27 protein-coding genes are annotated in these 18,430 nt (G+C 49.3%); 4 read left to right on the forward strand and 23 right to left on the reverse strand.

The annotated features are described in order from the left end of the window. Positions 1 to 31: 31 nt before the first annotated feature. Positions 32 to 892 (forward strand): serine/threonine protein kinase, encoded by an 861-nt coding sequence (locus XYCOK13_RS12000; protein ID WP_213412395.1) that lies wholly within the window; start codon positions 32 to 34, stop codon positions 890 to 892. Here XYCOK13_RS12000 and XYCOK13_RS12005 read toward each other — a convergent pair. Continuing rightward, on the reverse strand, positions 889 to 1,077 hold the full coding sequence (locus XYCOK13_RS12005) for a hypothetical protein (RefSeq protein WP_213412396.1): 189 nt from the start codon (positions 1,075 to 1,077) through the stop codon (positions 889 to 891). The two genes, XYCOK13_RS12000 and XYCOK13_RS12005, sit on opposite strands and share 4 nt — an antisense overlap. 48 nt (positions 1,078 to 1,125) lie before the next feature. Beyond that, a complete protein-coding gene (locus XYCOK13_RS12010; RefSeq protein WP_213412397.1) occupies positions 1,126 to 1,581 on the reverse strand; it encodes a hypothetical protein in 456 nt (151 codons plus the stop codon). A 116-nt stretch (positions 1,582 to 1,697) separates the two neighbouring features. On the opposite strand from XYCOK13_RS12010, the gene XYCOK13_RS12015 reads away from it, so the two are divergent. Beyond that, complete coding sequence (locus tag XYCOK13_RS12015) at positions 1,698 to 2,132, forward strand: PH domain-containing protein (protein WP_213412398.1); 435 nt, start codon at positions 1,698 to 1,700, stop codon at positions 2,130 to 2,132. Here XYCOK13_RS12015 and thpR read toward each other — a convergent pair. Next, entirely contained in the window at positions 2,118 to 2,666 is a 549-nt protein-coding gene (thpR, locus tag XYCOK13_RS12020) for an RNA 2',3'-cyclic phosphodiesterase (RefSeq protein WP_213412399.1), read from the reverse strand. The genes XYCOK13_RS12015 and thpR overlap by 15 nt on opposite strands. A gap of 74 nt (positions 2,667 to 2,740) precedes the next feature. Then, a complete protein-coding gene (locus tag XYCOK13_RS12025; RefSeq protein ID WP_213412400.1) occupies positions 2,741 to 3,394 on the reverse strand; it encodes an HD domain-containing protein in 654 nt (217 codons plus the stop codon). Positions 3,395 to 3,507: 113 nt separating this feature from the next. Here XYCOK13_RS12025 and XYCOK13_RS12030 point away from each other — a divergent pair, with 113 nt between their 5' ends. Beyond that, on the forward strand, positions 3,508 to 3,978 hold the full coding sequence (locus XYCOK13_RS12030) for a GNAT family N-acetyltransferase (protein ID WP_213412401.1): 471 nt from the start codon (positions 3,508 to 3,510) through the stop codon (positions 3,976 to 3,978). Positions 3,979 to 4,024: 46 nt separating this feature from the next. Here the strand turns inward: XYCOK13_RS12030 and XYCOK13_RS12035 are convergent, their stop codons facing one another. From XYCOK13_RS12035 to XYCOK13_RS12115, 17 genes are all read right to left on the reverse strand, one after another. Beyond that, positions 4,025 to 4,507 carry a DinB family protein gene (locus tag XYCOK13_RS12035; protein ID WP_213412402.1) on the reverse strand — a complete coding sequence of 161 codons (483 nt, stop codon included), beginning with the start codon at positions 4,505 to 4,507 and terminating at the stop codon, positions 4,025 to 4,027. After that, positions 4,504 to 4,872 carry a hypothetical protein gene (locus XYCOK13_RS12040; RefSeq protein ID WP_213412403.1) on the reverse strand — a complete coding sequence of 123 codons (369 nt, stop codon included), beginning with the start codon at positions 4,870 to 4,872 and terminating at the stop codon, positions 4,504 to 4,506. The genes XYCOK13_RS12035 and XYCOK13_RS12040 overlap by 4 nt, the downstream gene beginning before the upstream one ends. A 50-nt stretch (positions 4,873 to 4,922) precedes the next feature. After that, positions 4,923 to 5,594 (reverse strand): HAD family hydrolase, encoded by a 672-nt coding sequence (locus XYCOK13_RS12045; RefSeq protein ID WP_244865128.1) that lies wholly within the window; start codon positions 5,592 to 5,594, stop codon positions 4,923 to 4,925. A 40-nt stretch (positions 5,595 to 5,634) separates the two neighbouring features. Next, complete coding sequence (locus XYCOK13_RS22355) at positions 5,635 to 5,967, reverse strand: alpha/beta hydrolase family protein (protein WP_373314394.1); 333 nt, start codon at positions 5,965 to 5,967, stop codon at positions 5,635 to 5,637. Further along, complete coding sequence (locus XYCOK13_RS12055; RefSeq protein WP_213412405.1) at positions 5,898 to 6,392, reverse strand: alpha/beta hydrolase; 495 nt, start codon at positions 6,390 to 6,392, stop codon at positions 5,898 to 5,900. The genes XYCOK13_RS22355 and XYCOK13_RS12055 overlap by 70 nt, the downstream gene beginning before the upstream one ends. Before the next feature lie 144 nt (positions 6,393 to 6,536). Beyond that, positions 6,537 to 6,983, reverse strand: coding sequence for a VOC family protein (locus tag XYCOK13_RS12060; RefSeq protein ID WP_213412406.1), 447 nt, complete (start codon positions 6,981 to 6,983; stop codon positions 6,537 to 6,539). A 37-nt stretch (positions 6,984 to 7,020) separates the two neighbouring features. Continuing rightward, the gene (locus tag XYCOK13_RS12065; RefSeq protein ID WP_213412407.1) at positions 7,021 to 7,506 is read right to left on the reverse strand and encodes an NUDIX domain-containing protein; all 486 of its coding nucleotides are present in this window, start codon (positions 7,504 to 7,506) and stop codon (positions 7,021 to 7,023) included. Positions 7,507 to 7,599: 93 nt separating this feature from the next. Next, positions 7,600 to 8,232: a hypothetical protein gene (locus XYCOK13_RS12070; RefSeq protein WP_213412408.1), complete on the reverse strand. Its 633-nt coding sequence runs from the start codon at positions 8,230 to 8,232 to the stop codon at positions 7,600 to 7,602. Between the two features lie 100 nt (positions 8,233 to 8,332). Further along, positions 8,333 to 8,482: a hypothetical protein gene (locus XYCOK13_RS12075; RefSeq protein WP_213412409.1), complete on the reverse strand. Its 150-nt coding sequence runs from the start codon at positions 8,480 to 8,482 to the stop codon at positions 8,333 to 8,335. A 197-nt stretch (positions 8,483 to 8,679) separates the two neighbouring features. Beyond that, positions 8,680 to 9,075 carry a VOC family protein gene (locus tag XYCOK13_RS12080; RefSeq protein WP_213412410.1) on the reverse strand — a complete coding sequence of 132 codons (396 nt, stop codon included), beginning with the start codon at positions 9,073 to 9,075 and terminating at the stop codon, positions 8,680 to 8,682. 39 nt (positions 9,076 to 9,114) lie between these two features. After that, complete coding sequence (locus XYCOK13_RS12085; RefSeq protein ID WP_213412411.1) at positions 9,115 to 9,516, reverse strand: VOC family protein; 402 nt, start codon at positions 9,514 to 9,516, stop codon at positions 9,115 to 9,117. Between the two features lie 194 nt (positions 9,517 to 9,710). After that, positions 9,711 to 10,439 (reverse strand): alpha/beta fold hydrolase, encoded by a 729-nt coding sequence (locus tag XYCOK13_RS12090; RefSeq protein ID WP_213412412.1) that lies wholly within the window; start codon positions 10,437 to 10,439, stop codon positions 9,711 to 9,713. Then, the gene (locus XYCOK13_RS12095) at positions 10,432 to 10,983 is read right to left on the reverse strand and encodes a Rossmann-fold NAD(P)-binding domain-containing protein (RefSeq protein ID WP_213412413.1); all 552 of its coding nucleotides are present in this window, start codon (positions 10,981 to 10,983) and stop codon (positions 10,432 to 10,434) included. Before XYCOK13_RS12095 ends, XYCOK13_RS12090 begins: the two co-directional genes overlap by 8 nt. 13 nt (positions 10,984 to 10,996) lie before the next feature. After that, positions 10,997 to 11,365, reverse strand: a complete 369-nt coding sequence (locus XYCOK13_RS12100; protein ID WP_213412414.1) for a VOC family protein — start codon at positions 11,363 to 11,365, stop codon at positions 10,997 to 10,999. 93 nt (positions 11,366 to 11,458) lie between these two features. Next, positions 11,459 to 11,953 (reverse strand): hypothetical protein, encoded by a 495-nt coding sequence (locus XYCOK13_RS12105; RefSeq protein WP_213412415.1) that lies wholly within the window; start codon positions 11,951 to 11,953, stop codon positions 11,459 to 11,461. 507 nt (positions 11,954 to 12,460) lie between these two features. Further along, complete coding sequence (locus XYCOK13_RS12110) at positions 12,461 to 13,165, reverse strand: nucleotidyltransferase domain-containing protein (protein WP_213412416.1); 705 nt, start codon at positions 13,163 to 13,165, stop codon at positions 12,461 to 12,463. 266 nt (positions 13,166 to 13,431) lie between these two features. Continuing rightward, positions 13,432 to 13,899, reverse strand: a complete 468-nt coding sequence (locus XYCOK13_RS12115) for a GNAT family N-acetyltransferase (RefSeq protein WP_213412417.1) — start codon at positions 13,897 to 13,899, stop codon at positions 13,432 to 13,434. Positions 13,900 to 14,070: 171 nt separating this feature from the next. Here XYCOK13_RS12115 and XYCOK13_RS12120 point away from each other — a divergent pair, with 171 nt between their 5' ends. Next, on the forward strand, positions 14,071 to 14,919 hold the full coding sequence (locus tag XYCOK13_RS12120; protein ID WP_213412418.1) for a J domain-containing protein: 849 nt from the start codon (positions 14,071 to 14,073) through the stop codon (positions 14,917 to 14,919). An 88-nt stretch (positions 14,920 to 15,007) separates the two neighbouring features. Here XYCOK13_RS12120 and XYCOK13_RS12125 read toward each other — a convergent pair whose 3' ends face one another. Further along, on the reverse strand, positions 15,008 to 16,639 hold the full coding sequence (locus tag XYCOK13_RS12125; RefSeq protein ID WP_213412419.1) for a response regulator: 1,632 nt from the start codon (positions 16,637 to 16,639) through the stop codon (positions 15,008 to 15,010). Between the two features lie 30 nt (positions 16,640 to 16,669). Then, positions 16,670 to 18,397, reverse strand: coding sequence for a sensor histidine kinase (locus XYCOK13_RS12130; protein ID WP_213412420.1), 1,728 nt, complete (start codon positions 18,395 to 18,397; stop codon positions 16,670 to 16,672). Between the last annotated feature and the right edge of the window lie 33 nt (positions 18,398 to 18,430).

An 18,430-nucleotide genomic window follows, 5' to 3' on the forward strand; every position in this document is an offset into this window, starting at 1 on the left:
TCGAAGGAACGAACAATAAACCGAGGTCAATATGCCTACAACGATCGAGACAAACCGAAGCCTGCACAATCGCATACGGATGAATTGGGCCTTTCGCCGAGGAAAGCTTATACGCGGCCGCTATCGCCTGCTGCGCCGCCTCGGCGTCGGAAGCTACGGCTATACGTATTTATGCCGCGACCTCAGTCATGATCAGCTATGTGTGCTGAAAGTGTCTCTGCCCGCAAGAGGGAGCGCTGAACGGGCCGCTCGCATCTACCAACATGAAATCAACTGTTTGTCGGCCATCCGCCATCCGCATATCCCTGCATTGCTGGAGACGTTTGCCCACAGCCGTTATTTGTGCTGCACCATGACTTACATCGAAGGGGATACTCTCGATGCCTGCTTGTTTCGGGACGGGCGCGTCTTCGCAGAATGCGAAGCGCTGCAGCTGCTCCATCAACTGCTTGATGTCGTAGGCTACCTCCACTCCAAAGGCTTCGTCCACCGTGATATCAGCATTGCCAATGTGATGCTTACAGGCAATACTGTGACGCTGATTGACTTTGGCCTGGCAAGACCAATTCCAGCGGATGAGACTGAACAACTGCGGGTAGAAGATGTGGAAGCGGATGACCCGACTGACAAACGCTTGCGGCGCGCACTTCATCCATCCAGTGACTTCTATGCACTCGGCCACTTGCTGCTCTTCTTGCTTTACAGCGGATATTCTGAACAGCCGGGACAGGAAGAAGCTGCAGATGCCAGCTGGGAAGAGGAGCTCCGCGTCCACCCGGATACAAAAAAGCTGCTCCGCCGATTGCTGATGGCGGAGCAGCCCTTCTCTGAAGCCAATGACATTCAACAGCAGATTCGCGCAATTGTCGAATCGCTCTCCCATCGGAATTAACTGCTGAACGAACTGGAATACTTGCGCTTCTTATAATAGGACTGTCCATATTGGTGATGAGGACGATGTCCATAGGCAGAACGTTTCTTATAGTCGTCGCTGCTTGCATACCGATGATAGGGCTTGCTGCGATAGCGTTGTGAAGATTTGCTGTGCAGCAGCTTCTCCAGCCATCTCTTAAACATCGTATCTACCTCCTTTAGCTAGTATACGCAGTTCGTTTTTTTTTCGTTTCACGCGGTGCCTTCCTCCTGTTGAAAATAGCGCAGTTTTCCCGCAGTAATATCCGCCTTCATGAAATTTTCAGCCGCAATGGGCGATCCTGCAAGACGGCGCAGCATGGCCAGCTGGCCTACGTGGGTCAGGGCGTCGCTTAACGGACCTTGGAGCAATTGCTGCGCCTTGCTGTCATCCAAAGCCGCGCTTGCTAACTGACGATCCGCATGCTCCATCGTCTTGAAAAACCGCTCCACCTCCGTCTCCCACGAATCCGCCTTGATAGAAGCTGATTGGCCAGTAGCAAGATGGCTGGCGAAATCCATAAGGTCCGAAATGTGGGCAAGAATCTCGCGAGGCGACTTCACCCCGTTCCCTGCCTGAAAGTCTCCATACCCCGACGGTGCCGATTGCAAGCATTTTGCGCAGCGATAAGCAAGCACAGCCAATAAATGTTGAACATCCAATTTCATCTTCAATCATTCCTTTCCCTTTTTTATACGAAATTTCACACATATTTTTATTGCGAGATTCATAGATTAAGACAACAAGAATAAAACAGTATGCAGTCACAGGAGGAATCTCGCACATGCATGACAAACAGCTTGACGGATTTTTGGGAGAATGGACGCTTGTCCCCCATTTGTGCAGCTATGAGGTCGGACAACCCCCCAAGCAAGGCTTATACCGGATTGAATGGAGCAACGATTTGCTGGTATGTTCCTTGAGTTGGGTGTCAACAGACAACACCAAGCATCAGACAACTTATTTGACGAAGCCTGACGGCGTTGCCCGTCCTTATACAACTTCTGATTTGGCCGATACGATACTCACCCGGCTGAGCGATGATCATACTCTGGACACGGCAGTGATGAAAGCTGACATCGTTGTCAGCTTCGCCAGACGCATCCTTGCGGAGAACCAAACGCAAATGACCATCACCCAGTCCGGCTTTACCCCGGAGGGCAAAGGGTTTGCCAATCATTCCGTCTACCACAGGCAACGGCCCTTATCCGGTTGTTAGAGGAAAGCGCTCCACCGCTCGATAGCGGACGCCGCCAGCTCCGAATACGGATTGATAGAGCACAAGCGCATTCGCTTTCCAGCGGACAGCTTGTACGGGCACTTGCTGGCGAAGCGCGGCGATATCATTCCCCTTCGGATTTCGTCCCATCGTAATATGTGGAACATAAGGCTTGTCCGCTTCAGCGTACCCATATGATTGCAACGCAGGAGCAAGGGTGCGCTGAAGCTCCAATAGCGCTGGTTGTTCCTTCACCCCAATCCAAATGACCCTTGGCCGAGTCTCGTTCGGAAACGCTCCCCAATCATTGAATTCCAGGAAGAAAGCGGGGCTCTGCCGTGTCACCTCCCGCAAGATCGATTGCAGCGATGGAATTTCGGATTCCTCAACTTCTCCAAGGAAGTGCAAGGTGAGATGCATATTCTCGATCTTTTGCCAGCGCTGGCATGGAAGGACAGTCCTGCATCCTTTCTGAAGCTCCTCCATATGCCGGGCAGCCTCGCGGGAAAGATCAACAGCAGTAAAGAGCCGCATAGGTCAAGCCTCCTTCTCGTATTCATCGCTTTAGTATACCCTGGTCCTTGTCCATGCTTGCGCCGCTATGTCTCTTAGACAGAAATGTCAGCGTCCCATTCCTTATAAAATTGATGAAGAAATTGCTCCATGAATAGGTGCCGCTCGGTTGCAAGCGCTCTCGCTGTCGGGGTATTCATCAAATCTTTCAGCATCAGCAGTTTTTCGTAAAAATGATGAATGGCCGTACCGGGCTCGTTCCGATATTGTTCGGCAGTCAGCACTCCTCTGGGAGCGCTTTCGGGTTCGTGGATAAGATGCCCCTTCGCTCCGGCGTAAGTGAACGTGCGGGCAATCCCGATCGCACCAATCGCATCCAGCCGATCTGCATCCTGCACGACTTGTCCTTCCAGCGTCCGCATCGGCGCTCCGCCTCCGCCGCGAAAAGACATGGTCGCAATAATCTCGACAATATGCCGGACATCTGCATCAGGCACATGATGCCGATTCATCCATAGTACGATGTTCTCCAGCTCCTGCTCCTTCGAATCGGTCAGCTTGTCATCGGGCAAATCGTGGAACAGCGCAGCTAACTGGCAAATGCCAACATCTGCTCCCTCCCTTGCTGCTATGGCTATTGCCAACTTCGTAACACGGTCAATATGCCGCCAATCATGCCCGGTTCCTTCGTGTGCCATTCTCTCCCGAACATATACTGCCGCTTCCTGACAGACACTCTCTAGTTTCATTCTATAGCCCTCCTTTCATCGGCTGAGCATCATCACCTCCTTCGAAAGTTTGCATTAATATTCATGAAGATGTATATTAATACTATATAACAATCCTATGGAGGCGTTTTACTATGGTGCAATTGATTCGTGCTGAGGCCGCCCATGCGGAAGCCATTGTTCCGTTATATCAAGCATTGATGCAGGAAATTGCGGATCGTTCCGGTCAAGCGCCGCTCACCGGCAGCGCCAATCCGACAGAGGCGTGCCGACAGTCCATTGAGCAAGGCAAGTATACCGCGTTTTTGGCGCAAGAGGGAGACGGTGATGCCGTGGGCTTCCTTTCGTTGTGTGAAAGCTTCTCCCTGTACGCAGGAGGATCATTTGGCATTATCCAAGAGCTGTACGTCAAGCCGGCGTTCCGTTCCAAGGGGATTGGCCAACTGCTGCTTCAAGCCGCATATCGGCACGCCAAAGAGCAAAATTGGAGCAGGCTGGAGGTCAATACCCCGCCTTTGCCGGCGTTCACGACGACATTTTCGTTCTATGCCAACAAAGGATTTACTGTATCTGGCGGACGCAAACTGAAGTGGACCGTTGCATAAGCCCTATCCATCCAGAGTCATCCTTAGACACTCCCTAAGGGAGTGTCTATTTTTCGTATTTATCCTCTGCAGCTGTCTGTCTCACAAATTGAATGAAATCTGTGTTCACGACTGGCAAGCCTGCGTGCGCCAGGGAGGCGGCGATTTGTCCGCGATGATAGCTGCCATGCAAGGAGACATGGGTCAAGATATCCCCAATGGACGTTTCAAACTGCTTCCCTGTACTGTTCGAATACGAGATAAGACGAAATAGATCGTTCTCGTCCAGCGATCCCAAATATTCTGTGTACCCCAGCCGGTTGGCAGCTACTCTCTCCTCACAGGCTGAGAGATCGAATCTTGGCCAAATCTCCATGCGAGAGGTGTCTTCCCGATTCAGCCGAGCCAGCCAGATTTGCTCCGCAGCCACAACATGCGCAAACAATTGAAGCGATCGAGCCGGAACCGGCTGCAACCCCTGCAACAGCTCCAGCAATTTTGCATTCGCCCAGTAGACATGCTCATACATCCGAACCATCAGCTTGCTCATGAACGATCATCCTTCCGTTCCGCATGTATTTGTTCTGGCAAATTATCAGATGCAGCATCCTGCATCCTATGCGCTGCTTTAGCTGACAGCAATTTAGCGAATGCTTCCCGTTCAGCCAGATTTAAATCCAACTGTCTGACATATTCCCGATCCAGCAATGTTGTGCGGATCTCGTCATCCTGATCGATCACACGCTTGTTTCCTTCCACACGATAGAGCTGCTCGAACCATTCAAAGTGGCGGACGAGTCGCTTGATCGTACGCTGTTTTTGGCGTTCTGCTCTTTTCTTCTCCAACCGTTCCGCGCTGTCTGTCAAGAACAATTCACCAAAAATATTGATAATGAAATCCAAAATGATCCCCATGATGCCTTCCTGCCTTCCAATATGGCTCTTGATGTGTCCGCAACTTGCAATCATTCTGCAGCGTTACCGTCTAACTGGATGTACGTCTTGAGCTCACGGATATGTGTCATGTTGGCTAACGGGCGAACTCCCTTCTTATGCAGAAGATCACTGTCCCCCCGGTAAGCGATAAAAGGGATACCGGCTGCTGCTGAAGCGATGCCATCAATCCAAGCGTCCCCCACAGACACCCATGCGGAAACCGGCAAACCCGGGAAGCGGCTCAACACTTCAAGGAAACCGGAAGGCGACGGCTTCATCTGTTGCATCTGTTCCCGTCCTACGACCCAATCGAAGTAAGACCAGATGCCGTTCTCCTCCAATGCGAGCCGAGCCGCTGCTTGCGAGTTGTTCGTCACAATCGTCAAGCGAAGTTGGCCTGCAAGCTCCTCAAGCAATGCCTGTACGCCCGGCTCCAGCTTGGCTCCGCGCATCCCTATGTATTCATGCTTGGCTGGGATTGTCCATAATTCTTGAAGCAACGCCTGTGTCATGTTGTTCGTATCAATGGCAGTTTGAATCAACGTAGAAGAAGTATGCTCTTCAATGGAAGGAAGAGGCGGGATCAATTCATGCGCACGCAAAAAAGCATAGATTTCCTCCCGCATCGCTTTGAAATCAATATGCGATTGCAGCAGCGTATTGTCCATGTCGAAGATGATCCCTTGTACACTTCGGTTCAATGCCCGATCCCCTCCTTTTCTTCTTGAATTCCTTCGCTTGTCAAGCAATCAACTGAATGCGCTGCAAGAATGCTACGGAAGCCTCTATCGTACGCGCATAAGGAACATTCCCATTTTCGCCATAACGGAAAAAACCGTGACCCATTCCTGGAAAAGTGAGCAGTGTACAGTCATTGCCGTTGGATTGCAGTCGGTTGACGAAACAGGAAACATGCTCGTATGGAACATTTTGATCCGCAGTACCGTGGAAGAACATGCTGGGAGGAACTCCAGATTGGATAAGCTTGACTGGAGACGCAGCCCTTAATGCGTCTGCTTCTTCCGGGAACAATGAGAGCAACGGTTCGGTATCCCTGCATTGAACAACAGACACGCATCCGGCTTGGAACTGACAGACTCGCCCCTCTCCTCCATCATCGCACAACATAAGCTCAAGTAGCCGCCTGCTGATGCACCGGCTGCAACAATGCGATGGACATCTATTCCTAATGTATCGGCATGTTGACGTACCCAACGGATAGCGGCACGGGCGTGGGCCAAGCATGTCAACGGCGAATACAAACCCTCGACAGATGCAGGCCGATACTCCACGCAGAAGGCCAGCATCCCGTATGAAGCGAATACACTGGCATGGTGCTGGAATTGGGATGGCGTCACCTGGTTAGTCGAAAAGCCTGCGCCATGGAAGAACAGGATGGCTGATTTGCGCTCCGTCGATCCCCGGCCACCTGTAATTTGATACAATCGCAGATTCGGATTTGAATAATAGTAGCGACTTATAACAGGTACCTGAAACATTAGCTGGACCTCCCTTCCCGCAGGCTCACACAATCATGGAACGAAGCAACCCATTGCCAGCGAAACTCATCCCTCCTCGCCTAACCGACCGATCCTATTTCTACACACCGGGCATATAAGCCAACACCATCTTGTTGCAGACAGTTAAGACCCTGGTACAAAATCCTCCTTGAATTCATCCTCAGGGTCCCAAATCGACCAAGCAGCTTCCAGCAAGTTGCCTTGGTCATCACGGAAGTAGAAGTATTTCGCTTCACCCGTGCCGAGCGTCTCCAGCGTATCCACCTCAACGCCTTTTTGCTTCAACGTTTCGTACGTTTGTTCAATATTGGAGCATTGAATTGCCATGATCGGGAATGGCCGTCCGTTCCGGGCAATTTCCAACCTGTGCCGATCCTTGGTCTCGATGAGGACAAGCGCAATTGAATGCTTGTGTGCATGGTGCAGCACAGCCAAGTAAGAGCCTCTATCCTCAAACTTGTTCATCAGCTTCAAGGCGAGATGAGTCGTATACCATTCTATGGATGCATCGATATCCGAGGTCGGTGCATAGACGTAACCAATCCTGTTAAACAAATATGTATGTTCCATTCATTCCACATTCCTTTCTTTATTTTATTCGCGTCAGTTAGCTTCGCCGTTCATAGCTTTGCAAATACTTGTCTTCAATCAATGGCAGCACGGTTGGGTTGTCCGCAAATTTCAAGATATAGTCTGCTATGTTAGGGTAAAGGACAAGGGAACCGAGCTCATGGAGCGGGACCCAGCGAACGCCGACTTGCATAGGGTCCGGATTCAACGGCAACTCGGGCACTTGCTCTTCTGGAAGTGTACACGCGAACACAATATGCAGAGAAGGACGCTCATCTGGGCTGTAGTCGCCTGACTGATGCAGCGGGTGAAATTCGTAGATGAAGGCAATGGGACCGACTTCGGCCTGGACATTCGCTTCCTCGCGCAGCTCCCTGACCAACCCCTCTATCAGTGTCTCTCCCTTCTTCAATCCGCCTCCTGGCAAATTGTAATGTTGCTCACCATTCTCCTCGTATTCAATGAGTAAAACATGCCGGTCGCGGAGTATCAGTGCAGTCGGCCTAATGCGATGCTTCTTCATAAGTCCTCCTTTCCAAATACCATGTCCTTCTAATCATACATAAGAACCACAAATTGTTAAAGTGCAGAGGCATCATCGTTAGTTCGATCGTGCTCAATTCAATCGGTCGAAGGCTTTTCCCACATTCCCGCCGTTTGCCGGTTTGCTCTCATCGATGTACATGGTGTCCATTACCTCGTTCTTTTCAGACAAAAACGTCAAAGTGAACTGTTGCCCATCTCCCTCTGTGAGAAAGAAGTACCAAAGTTTTACCCCAAGCTGATCTACATGCAATCCAGCCGTTCGATAGTTTTCTCCGGTAGTGTGGCTATGCACACTTACTGTATGATGCGCCGAATCCATCAAGCCGTACAGCATTGGAAACGGAGATTCGTATGGCGTCCCTTTCGTGCTCGGGAAGTACTGGTACGACCAGCGCTCGGATGGGGGGTGATCACCGAATGCCGCGGAATGGCCTCCTCCGTATCCCCAAATCCATCCCCGCCTCGTCTCCTTCACATACTCGGCCTGGAAATTCCACTCATCTACTTGCAGCCCCCTATGTAAAAACAACACTTTCCCACCATCGACGTCATGCTCATGGATCAGGGTCCCCTTATAGCTTCTGAATGCATGAACCGCTTCTAGCGGCGTTGCATACCCTCCTTCACTGGACCAGTTCCAATAACTTAGGCCGCCGGAAATGAATAGTAACAGAATGAGTATTCCGAAAAACCACTTCTTCATATGTTCCCCCTTGTTCTGCACGGCTCTCCTTTCCAGAGAACCCTGTTGCGCCAACAACCCTCTTACCGTTTCAATTCAAACATAAAAGACCGTTTCCATATTAGGATCGCCGCTTTCTAACAGCCTCTACGAGTGCGTCCAACTTCTCGATCATTTGCTTCTGGAATGAAATTTGCTGGCGAAGTCGAATTTCGATATAGATCACCTCGACAAGAATCAAGAAACCAAAAAGAGCTATTATTATTTCCATGACTGCCTCCATGTCTTTCTACTCCCGCCACAACGGGTCACTTATGCTGATGGATATGGAATCACTTAAATTTGTGTCTAATTCTTCCTTCCATGTTTGGATGAAAGCGTCGATTGCTTCATTAATTTGCATGAATTTTATGCTCCATTTTCAAAGAGTGGTAGCGGAAAATATACACGTGCATGAACCTATCGAGGCTATGACCAGACAGACATGCGTTCCGCCAATGTAGATGTATGTAGCTCAAATTCGATACCGTTGTTATCTAGAAAATTGACGCTCCATCCAGCCCCGCGTTTCAGCGGCCCGCGAACAATCGTCACCCCTCGCTCCCGGAGCAATCGAACAGCACTTTGAAACCCGCTTTCTTCTATATAAAATGCTATATGATTCATCCCTAAAACGCGGGCGGGTACAGAAGCAAAGTCAGGCTCTTCCACAATGCAAATCCAGGCATTCCCCCACTCCAAATAAGCATCACGTCTGCCTCGGTGGCACAAGGTCATTTGAAGAATCTCCGTATAAAAGGAAATGGTCTTTTCCAGATTCCCTACATTTAATGTCAGATGATTGAACCCTCGCACCTCTTGCATTTCCATTTTCTCCTTATCGAATCCGATTCTGATGAACAGTTAGAAATGGCAGATGCCCATCAAGTGACCGTTCAGCTCAGTGAATTCCATCGCTTGTATGCCGCCCATATCTTTAATCTCACTGACTTGAACGCCGTTTTCCTTCAACTTGGCATGTGTATATTGAATATCCGACGAATAGAAATTAATCATCGGATGTGGGGTTTGCTGGTAAAAAAACGACATCGGCACAATCTCCTCTACCTGCAAGAGCGTAATCATAGCAAGGCCAGACACGATATTCCCTTGCCCCTCTTGGCTCAGATGGACGTTTAGTGCAGCATAATCGCCTTCTTGCCACATAAATCTGCAACCTAGTTTATTCGTATACCAATCAATGGATGCAGACAAATCCTTGACAGGAATAAAATTGCAATCGATTCGCGTTAAGATATCCTTCATGTTTCACACTTCCTTCGTCTTATCGTTCAATTCGGTGTTAATCTTAGAATCTATTACATATTCCATTATAACCCATATGATAGCGGGTGGATAACCTTTTTTCCTGACGCAACCTATGAGTGAGACTATCCATTTCTACCAAAGCAGTACATGAAGGAACAATTTGGGTTTAATGAAGCTAGTTTCTATTCAAGTTATGTTGCCCTAATATCTGCTCTAGCTAAAAAAGCCTGAATATCCTTCACCATAGCAGCACTTTCAGTATTTCGGATGTCATGTCCCGAGTTTGGGTAGTTCTTTTTCTCGAGATGCATATACAGGCTCTCATATTCCTGCATATGCGCATCCGTCAGCATGCTGCCTTCCTGCATCCCCCGCAGGATTAACACGGGCAAATTCAATCTCTTGGCTAGAGATAGTTGAGTGGATTCCCGTTCAATTCCTCTGACTGCCTCCTGCCGAATATGGGCTTCCCGCTGTGCAGGAATCAGATAATCACGTATATAGAATTCTGCCCAGCTTTCGGGCATCTTCTTGTGCTCGGCGGGATAATCTTCCAAAACAAGGGATCGGATGGCCTCGTTATGGTTGAGCGCATAGCCCAGTACATACGACACTCCGCGCGAATGGCCCATTAGATGAAATGCAGGCAAGTTCGCCTCGCTTATGACAGCTTGCAAATCGGTCACATGCTCGGCCAGCCCGTAGCCCCGCTCAGGTGTATCGCTTCTTCCCCTTCCACGATAGGAAAGTACGATGCATCGGCGGGGATACATCTCATGCATAAATTCCATATATTCTTCTGCTGTCTCTGACAAGCCGGGGCTAATGACAAGCGGAGGTAAGGTAGGATCTGACATCGTCTTTGAGTCCAGTACATGGATGGCAATGCCATGGTGGCGGACAAATCTGGATTTAATCATCAATGCCTTCCTCCTCTGTGCATGTAGGAATTCTGCCAACTGCATAATAGGATCTTGTGCTGCGGATCGCAGAAATGACGCCGCTCGCAATCTCTGCGTGAGTCAACCACCTGGTACCACTGTCCTCCTCTATGCTTCCCAACTGAACTTGGCGATAACAGATCCCTTCAAGTTGACTGAGCTCCTCACGAAGCAGACCAGCAGGGTCGCGACTCCCCAATATGTGGTATATCGACCATCCCTGACCGTGCCCCCTGTTAAGCAGGATTAGTTGTTGGAGGATTTCAGAATGTCGGCTATGGAGCCAGGCAACCATGAGATCGAAGGTGCCTCGCTCCTTCACAGCTTGCTCCACCCGTTCGCTGAATGAAACGGGATCATAATAGTTTGCCATTACTGGTATAATACGGCTGTTGTCTGCCGCAAGCGCTTGCAGTTTTCCTAGTTCCCTGCCGACGACAGAAACCTTAAATCCGCATTCGGCAAGCCAAATGGAAACCCCACGAAGCATGCCAGAGCCACCCACTACAAGTGCATGCCCCATTGCCACACCTCCCTTACAAGGGTACAGGTTGTATGCACTCTACTCGATTTCCGAAAGGATCGCGAAATTCAAACCGGTCGTAGCCGGGAATGGGGACAGCATCCACTATCGTTATGTTCTGCTCCTCCAAACGTTGTCGAACCGTTGTGATATCCTCTACTTCATAGGCAATGTGGGCTTTGGTTATGAATCGATCCACTCCGTCCTCTGTGCCAATGTGCACTTGCTGGTCACCTATTTCAATCCAGAAGCCACCTCTGGCCAACAAAGACTCCGGCTTTGGGATCTCCCTCAACTGCAGGACGCCGCAATAGAACGTTCTGGCCGCTTCCTCTTCGCCTTTCGGGATCGTAATCTGTGCGTGATGAATGCGAACAATCATTGCCATTCTCCTTTCCGCAGGTTCTCCTTGGAGAAAATGCCTCATTATGAAAGTGCCTCATACCGAATTGCAAAGCGACACGTCGTCTTATCTCTACCTCCGTATCATTGTCCAGTAAGACAACCCTAAGATTGCGGTAATAGATATGATCAGCAAGGTTGCTGCTGCCAACGATTTCTGTTTCTCCGACGCCCTCCATTCATTTAGCTTTTGGATATCTTCAGCGGCTTCGCTGGCCAGCAAGTTCCCGCTGCATATTCCGGTTCTCTCCATACCTTCGGCATGCCAAGTATGAATCAAATACTTCTGGCCCATCTCAAACTCTATCCCGCACATCCCGAAGGATCCGCCGTATACATAGAGGGTGTTGCCCAGCACACTGCCTTTCCAGACGCGTTCGATCTCGAATATATTTCCGCCTTGCCCATCCTTCTCGATTACAGTGCCAAGGAAGACAATGTGCGAACGCTCGTATTGCTCCTCAATCGGCACGCTGATGCACGAGCATGCATAAGCATCATCGTTCGATGCCAAGGCGAACAACAATAGCAAGCTGCAGCAAAGTAGAATCCGCGGGACGATTCTCATGAATGATCCCTCTCCCTTCGACGATATTGCGTTGACCACACTCTTTCAAATAGCCGAATGACCAAATAATAGATCCATGCTGAGAGGCTGCCCAATAGGAGGAGGTTGCTCATAATGAGATGGCCAATCGACGTTCTACCTATCACGATGAAGAAAAAGAGCAACGCAAGAATCCCCCCTCCCATGTACAAAAGCATAATCAGAACTTCTTGAAACCATCGATTCATCCGAATGCGAGTAACCACACTATCTATAAGTAACGAATACGGGAGACCCAGTAACAGGTAGATAGGTACGGCAAATATGAGTGACGTTATAAAATTCCCGCTGAACGAAAAATAGTACACCTCATCTAGCCGTTCCGATTGCGGCACAGTATGGACCCACGCCCACGCCAAACAAATGATGACAGCAGCTATCGGCGCACTGATAATTCGGATAATAACAAACACTCGCTCCCACCTCGAAGAAAAGAAATCAAGCTGTGTTACATGGAACCGCATTCACCTATGGTTTTCCTCGGGAATAGCCCGCAAAGCAACGTCCCCCGTACTTTTCGAGTTCTACCACTATCCAATCGATTAGCGGCTGTTTCTCTTGATGTACATATAGTTGCTTCAAAGCCTTTATCAAAATTTGGTACGAAGCTTCATCCGATCGCTTCAGCAGACGCGGGACCCATTTCCCACGGCCCATCCACTCTTGGCGGTTTACAAGTAGAAAATTGCATGTTTGCTCTACCAATTTATAAGAGATAAACAACTGTTCGTCGTAATTCTGAGCGCCTATCAGATCGTCCAGCAGATCTGTGATGATGTATCTTCTCGTTTCAGACTCTTCTGGTGTGAACGGGGCCGGTCCTGCTGCCAGCAATTCATGAGCCAGCTCTTTCAATCCCTTGCCGAGCGCACCGAGATCCTTAATGAGGATACCTTCTGCGACCATGTTCACCAAGGAGGGCCGTCTTCGTTGTATATCATGATCGAAATATTCCCTCACGGTTTGTTCATTATGGACAAATACCTCAATAGGCCATCCATATGCATGGAAGGACTCCCGATAGGCACGGTCAATACAGTCATCCACGATCACAATGTCTAAATCCGAAGTGATGGTTCCCTCTCCTCGTATGACACTGCCAGCAGCAAGAGCGAAGGGCGACTGATGAAAGTTGGATTCGACGAACAATTTTGCGGCTAGTATCGGTTCCATATTCCCTTCTTCCCTCCTTCACTGTCAGAACGGATGTACGAGGAAGCTGCAGATGACATGCTAACGGAAATCACAGCCGTTAAAGGCCTCATTTTTGCGCAGATTGCAATCTAACGGAACTCATGGACCTTAAATCTACCGAAATCATTGTTTTTCGCATATCATCCACCAAATAAGGTCTCTGGCTTCCGTTAGCATTCTAATCACCCTGAAAAGCGCCAAATAGTGTCTCTGGTTTCCGTTAGACTATCCATTTATGCCAACGATCAGCTCATCTCTACCGCTCCGCCTTCCCACAGGTCAGCGTAACGTTTCACAACCATGAACTGATGCTTCTCATAGAAGCGAATCGTGCATGCATAGCGTGCATTCGTCTCGGGCGGAACTGTCCAAAGCTTAATCTGTGGGAAGCCAAGTGTTTGGCCATGATGAATGAGGGCGGATAACAGACGGCTGCCATATCCTCGTCCTTGTTCGTCGGGATGCGTCGCCATCCACGTGATATGCAATGCTCCTTCCAAGCTTGTAAACGATGTAAATGAGGTCAATCTCCCTTCCTTGTAAAGGCAAAGCACATCCTGCAGCAGCAAATCCCGGCGCATCTCTTCGGCTACCTGTTCGGTGAACCATGTTCCTGTAAGCGATCGTATCAAACCTGCAATTTCCTCTGTCAGTTTAAAGCCCGGTCTGCTATGAAGTTGAATATCAACCATCTTCACAATCCTTCTCCACATCTGAACCATACCTGCCGAAATCCGGTGTTATCCTATATATTCCATCATTCTACCGCACTTCGAGCGAATCGACAACAAACGAATGTTCGGATTGCGGCGAACTTCATTTTGGAGCGCTTCCATGATAAAATAACAGAGAACATAAATTACTGATGAAATTTGGTGATAAGCGTGGACGACTTGAAGAAAGCCGCCGAGCTTCTCGGTGTATCTGAACATGCGGAGATGGAGGAAATTGAGAATCGGTACTACTTAATAGTCCGGAGACATCGGAAAAGCCCGGACGATGTACCAGAATTTGAAGCCATTAGCCAGGCATACAAACAACTTAAGGATTATCACCTCAATAAAATGATGGAGAACAACGAGGTGTACCAGGCAGAAATGAAGAAGTCGCCGACCAGAAGGAAAGTCGAGCATTTCTTCTCCGCTTATAAGCTTCATATTTTTGGCACCGCGGTCATTGTCGCCTTCGCCGGCATGATGCTTTCCACATTTCTGAATAATGCGGCAGAAGTACCGGAGGATGCCGCTGTCATGCTCTTCGGCGCTTATTATGCCAACATCGAAGCTGACGATGAAGAACAGTCGCTGGAACAACGAATGACGGCTTTAGTGCCGGAATGGCAGCGCATTAAGGTACAGCTTGTATTCGCGCCGCATGACCAAATGGATACGTTCGATATAGGGATGCTGCAAAAAGCGATGGTGATGTTGGCTACGGAACGACCGGACCTTTATGTAATGGACCCCCAGCAATTTGAGATTGTCGGGAACCAGGGAGCTTTTCTCCCATTGGACGATTACGAGGATAGGCTGCGAGAAATGTTCGGTGAGGAACGGCTTGTCTATCATCAATATACTGCAGATACTCAACCGCATTTATATGGCGTAGATTTAACCGATCACCCGGTCTTTGAGGGCGTCATGATGGACCAAAATTCGAAAATCTTCACGATCCGCAGCGGCGTGCAGGATACGTCGAACGCTCTCCGAATCTATGAGGCCCTGGCTCAATAGCATTTCTGCATCGTGCCCAACTATGCAAAAGAAGCTGAACCGAGGTTCCCCCGGAACCAAGGCTCAGCTTCTTTTGCATGCAACGAGATTAGCCGGATGCCCCCTTCAAGGTGTTGCGGAACTGCTGAGGAGTCATGCCGTACGCTTTTTTGAACAGCTTGATGAAATAATGCGGCGTCTGATACCCAACCCGACTTGACACCTCGTATACCTTGCAATCTGTATTTCGCAGCAGCTCAGCCGAGTATTCCAGCCGGTACTGCAGCAGGTAATCGCTTAGCGTCAACCCGGTCTCCTCACGGTACACCTTTGAAACATACGATGGATGCAGGCCAACCGCTTCAGAAATTGATTGCAGGGACACATCCTTCTCCAGATTCGTTTCGATAAACTGGTGAATACGCTGAATCAGAGACCGGTTTTGATCATAGGAGGTTGACGCTGCTAAAATTTGCAGTCGTTCCAATGAACGAAGCACCCACGAGCGGAACGCAGACAAGTCCCAATGAATGTACTCCTGTATCAAAGCGTGATCGGACACGCCGATGACATCAATCAGCCGTTTGCCATTTTTGTGGGCTACGAATTGGAACGTCCCCGCAATAATGAAGAAGGCCTCCGACAAATATTCGCTGGAACACATCCATTTTTGCTCCAGTTCAGCAAAGATGATTTCGAGCCGCGCTCTGGCATCTTGCCATCTCCCTGTTTCCAGGAGCGTCATGAGTGAAGGCTGCGCATACAACGACTCGATTAATCCCTGCAATGTCGGATCTGGCAGATCTTCTACACCGGCAAAAAATCCTGCCGCCTTCCCTTCCTGGCTGCGCAGCAGCCGCTTGGCCTTCTCGTAAGACACGGCCAGATCCTCCGGAAAGCGTCTCCATGAATGCAAAACCCCAACAGACAGCATATGCTTCAAATAGCGGTATACTAGCCTCTGAAGCTCCTTCGCCTTCCGTTCTAGTTGACCTTGCGGTTGATAGATCTGTTTATGTCCGGCCGTTTTCGCAAGCATGACCAGACGTTTCGCTGTAAAACGGGTATGCCATACATCAAAGCAATCTCCGAATACTTCCTCGGCTATATTCGAGACAGCATACATGAGCAGCGACACATCGTATTCATTATACCCTGTTAAGTCATCCTCGAGCTGAAAGACGGCCAACGCCACGTTATCCCCCACCTCGAAAGGCAGGTTATAAGCAGAGAGCTTGTGGGTCAGCTCCGATTTCGGGACATTCTCTCCACTCAACAGCTTTTGCAGCAAGCGCTCCCGCAAAATTGGCAAATTCTCGCGAAAGGTATAGATCGTCTGCTGCATCGTCTGCTCCGCCTCCTGCTCCGCACGCAGCTGCTCCATCACATTCTGCAGAGTTTCTATGAGTTCGTGCGTTTTGACCGGTTTCATCAAGTACTTCGAGGTTTGCAGCTCCAATGCCTGCTGGGCATACTCAAAATCGGCATAGCTGGAGAGCAGAATGCACTTCACCTGCTTTGACGTCTGGCGTATCCTTTCGATCAGTCCGATACCGCTAATCTCAGGCATGCGGATATCGGTAATGACAATATGAATCGTCTCGCGCTTCATCCATTCCAATGCTTCGGCAGCAGAATGCGCTTTGTAGATCGCACCGACGTCCAATGAACTTTGCTCAACGGTGTATACAATACTGTCGACTTGATAGGGATGGTCATCAACGATCAACAAATTGAACATCGAACCCCTCCAACCTAGATGTCTGACTGATTACTCCTTTGGCAATACCACTTGCAGAGTGACGCGAAGACCGCCGAACGGCGACTCCGCAAGAGCTAGCCCTGATCGAGGATCGAACATATGCTGCAGGCGCTGGTGCACATTTCTAAGGCCGCAGCCTTCCTCTTCCATACTGTCCTGAAGCAGCTGCTGCGATTGCCTGCGAAGCTCCATCGGTGTCATTCCTTTTCCATTGTCCTCCACGATCAACTGGAAGCCCTGCGCTGTTTGCTCACCGCGAATACGAATATATCCGTCGCCCAGCCTATTCTCTATGCCGTGCACGACAGCATTCTCTACTACCGGCTGCAGGAGCAACGGAGGAAAGGATGCGGACATGAGCGCTTCATCCACATCCACGTCGTAAGCCAGGCGTTCCATTTGCATTTTATGAATTTCCAGATAACTTTGAACCAGCGACAATTCCTCCCGCAGTGTGGTGAGGCCGTCCCCCATTCGTGTCGTATAGCGATAATAATGACTCAAGTGCTGCGTGAAGGCGATGACGGCTTCCTTGTTGTCCATCTGCGCCATACTTTGTATAAAATTGAAGTTGTTATATAAAAAATGCGGATTAATCTGTGCTTGCAGCTGTCTAAGCTTTGCCTTGCGCACGTTGATTTGTTCCACGTATACTTTCTCGATCAATGTCTGGATTTCAGAAGACATCACGTTGAATTCCGAGAACAAGTAAGCAAATTCGTCCGGTATTTTCCCTGTAAGGCGAAAGGCATATTCGCCTCGCCTCAACCGTTGGACGCCTCTGGTCAACCGATGGATGGGCATTTGCACATTGCGATATAGAAGCGATGCGCAGACTAGCCCAATGCATAGCAGCAGGGCGACTGTCAAATAAAAGAGGAGCATCGTATGCTCAATCGGCTGCATAATCGATTCCAGCGGAATCATATCGATCAAATACCAGTTCAACGTTTCAGACCGGGCGTAATTCATCAAATAGGCGATCCGTCCGATTTCCACAATCTCATGTCCCTGATCCTGCAGCACAACAGTTCGCAGCAATTCCTCGTAGGAAGCAAGCTGTTCTGCCTTGGCTGACGGACTGCCCACCGCACCATAATCCATATGATAAAAAATGGGCTCACCCGGACCGTCCGCTCTCAGTTGTTCCAGCAAATTTGCGATTTCGCGTTCTGGAACAGCAACCTCAAGTATCAGTCCCATTGCTTCCTGATTCATTTCCATAGCGAACGGCTTCGTCATGTGCCTAACCATATAAGCCTCATTCTCACCGTTCAAGTTGAGTAGCCGATAAGACCATTGCAAGCTGTAATTTGATTCGAAATAGGAGAAATCATAATCGCGTTTGCGAGTAGTCGTCACGACCAGTTCCGTTTCCGGCGCATAAATCGTCAGCTCAACATCCCAGGGCAGGGAAGTTCGCAGCTTCTCCAGATCCTCCACCACAGCCTGCCTGGACAAGAGTGAAACTAAGGTTCGATTGTCCATCGCCTGGTTCTGCATGCGGATCGCATCAGGGTCTTCGAGCATCAAGTAAGAGGATCGCCATATCTGTTCACTGATATTGTCCATTTGCCTTAGAAAGAAGGAAAGACGATTGAAGTTAGATTGGATCAACTGCTCTTCCACGACGCGTATGCTCGTCTGATTGGAATAAATATACACCGCCAGAATCGGAACGAGCAGCATGACGATAATCACCGTTATTTTTGTAAACGTATTCATTCGGGCAAACATGGAAGCCTCCCCTTTCCAACAGGGTCCCTTTAT

The organism is Xylanibacillus composti, from assembly GCF_018403685.1.
Lineage (GTDB): Bacteria > Bacillota > Bacilli > Paenibacillales > K13 > Xylanibacillus > Xylanibacillus composti.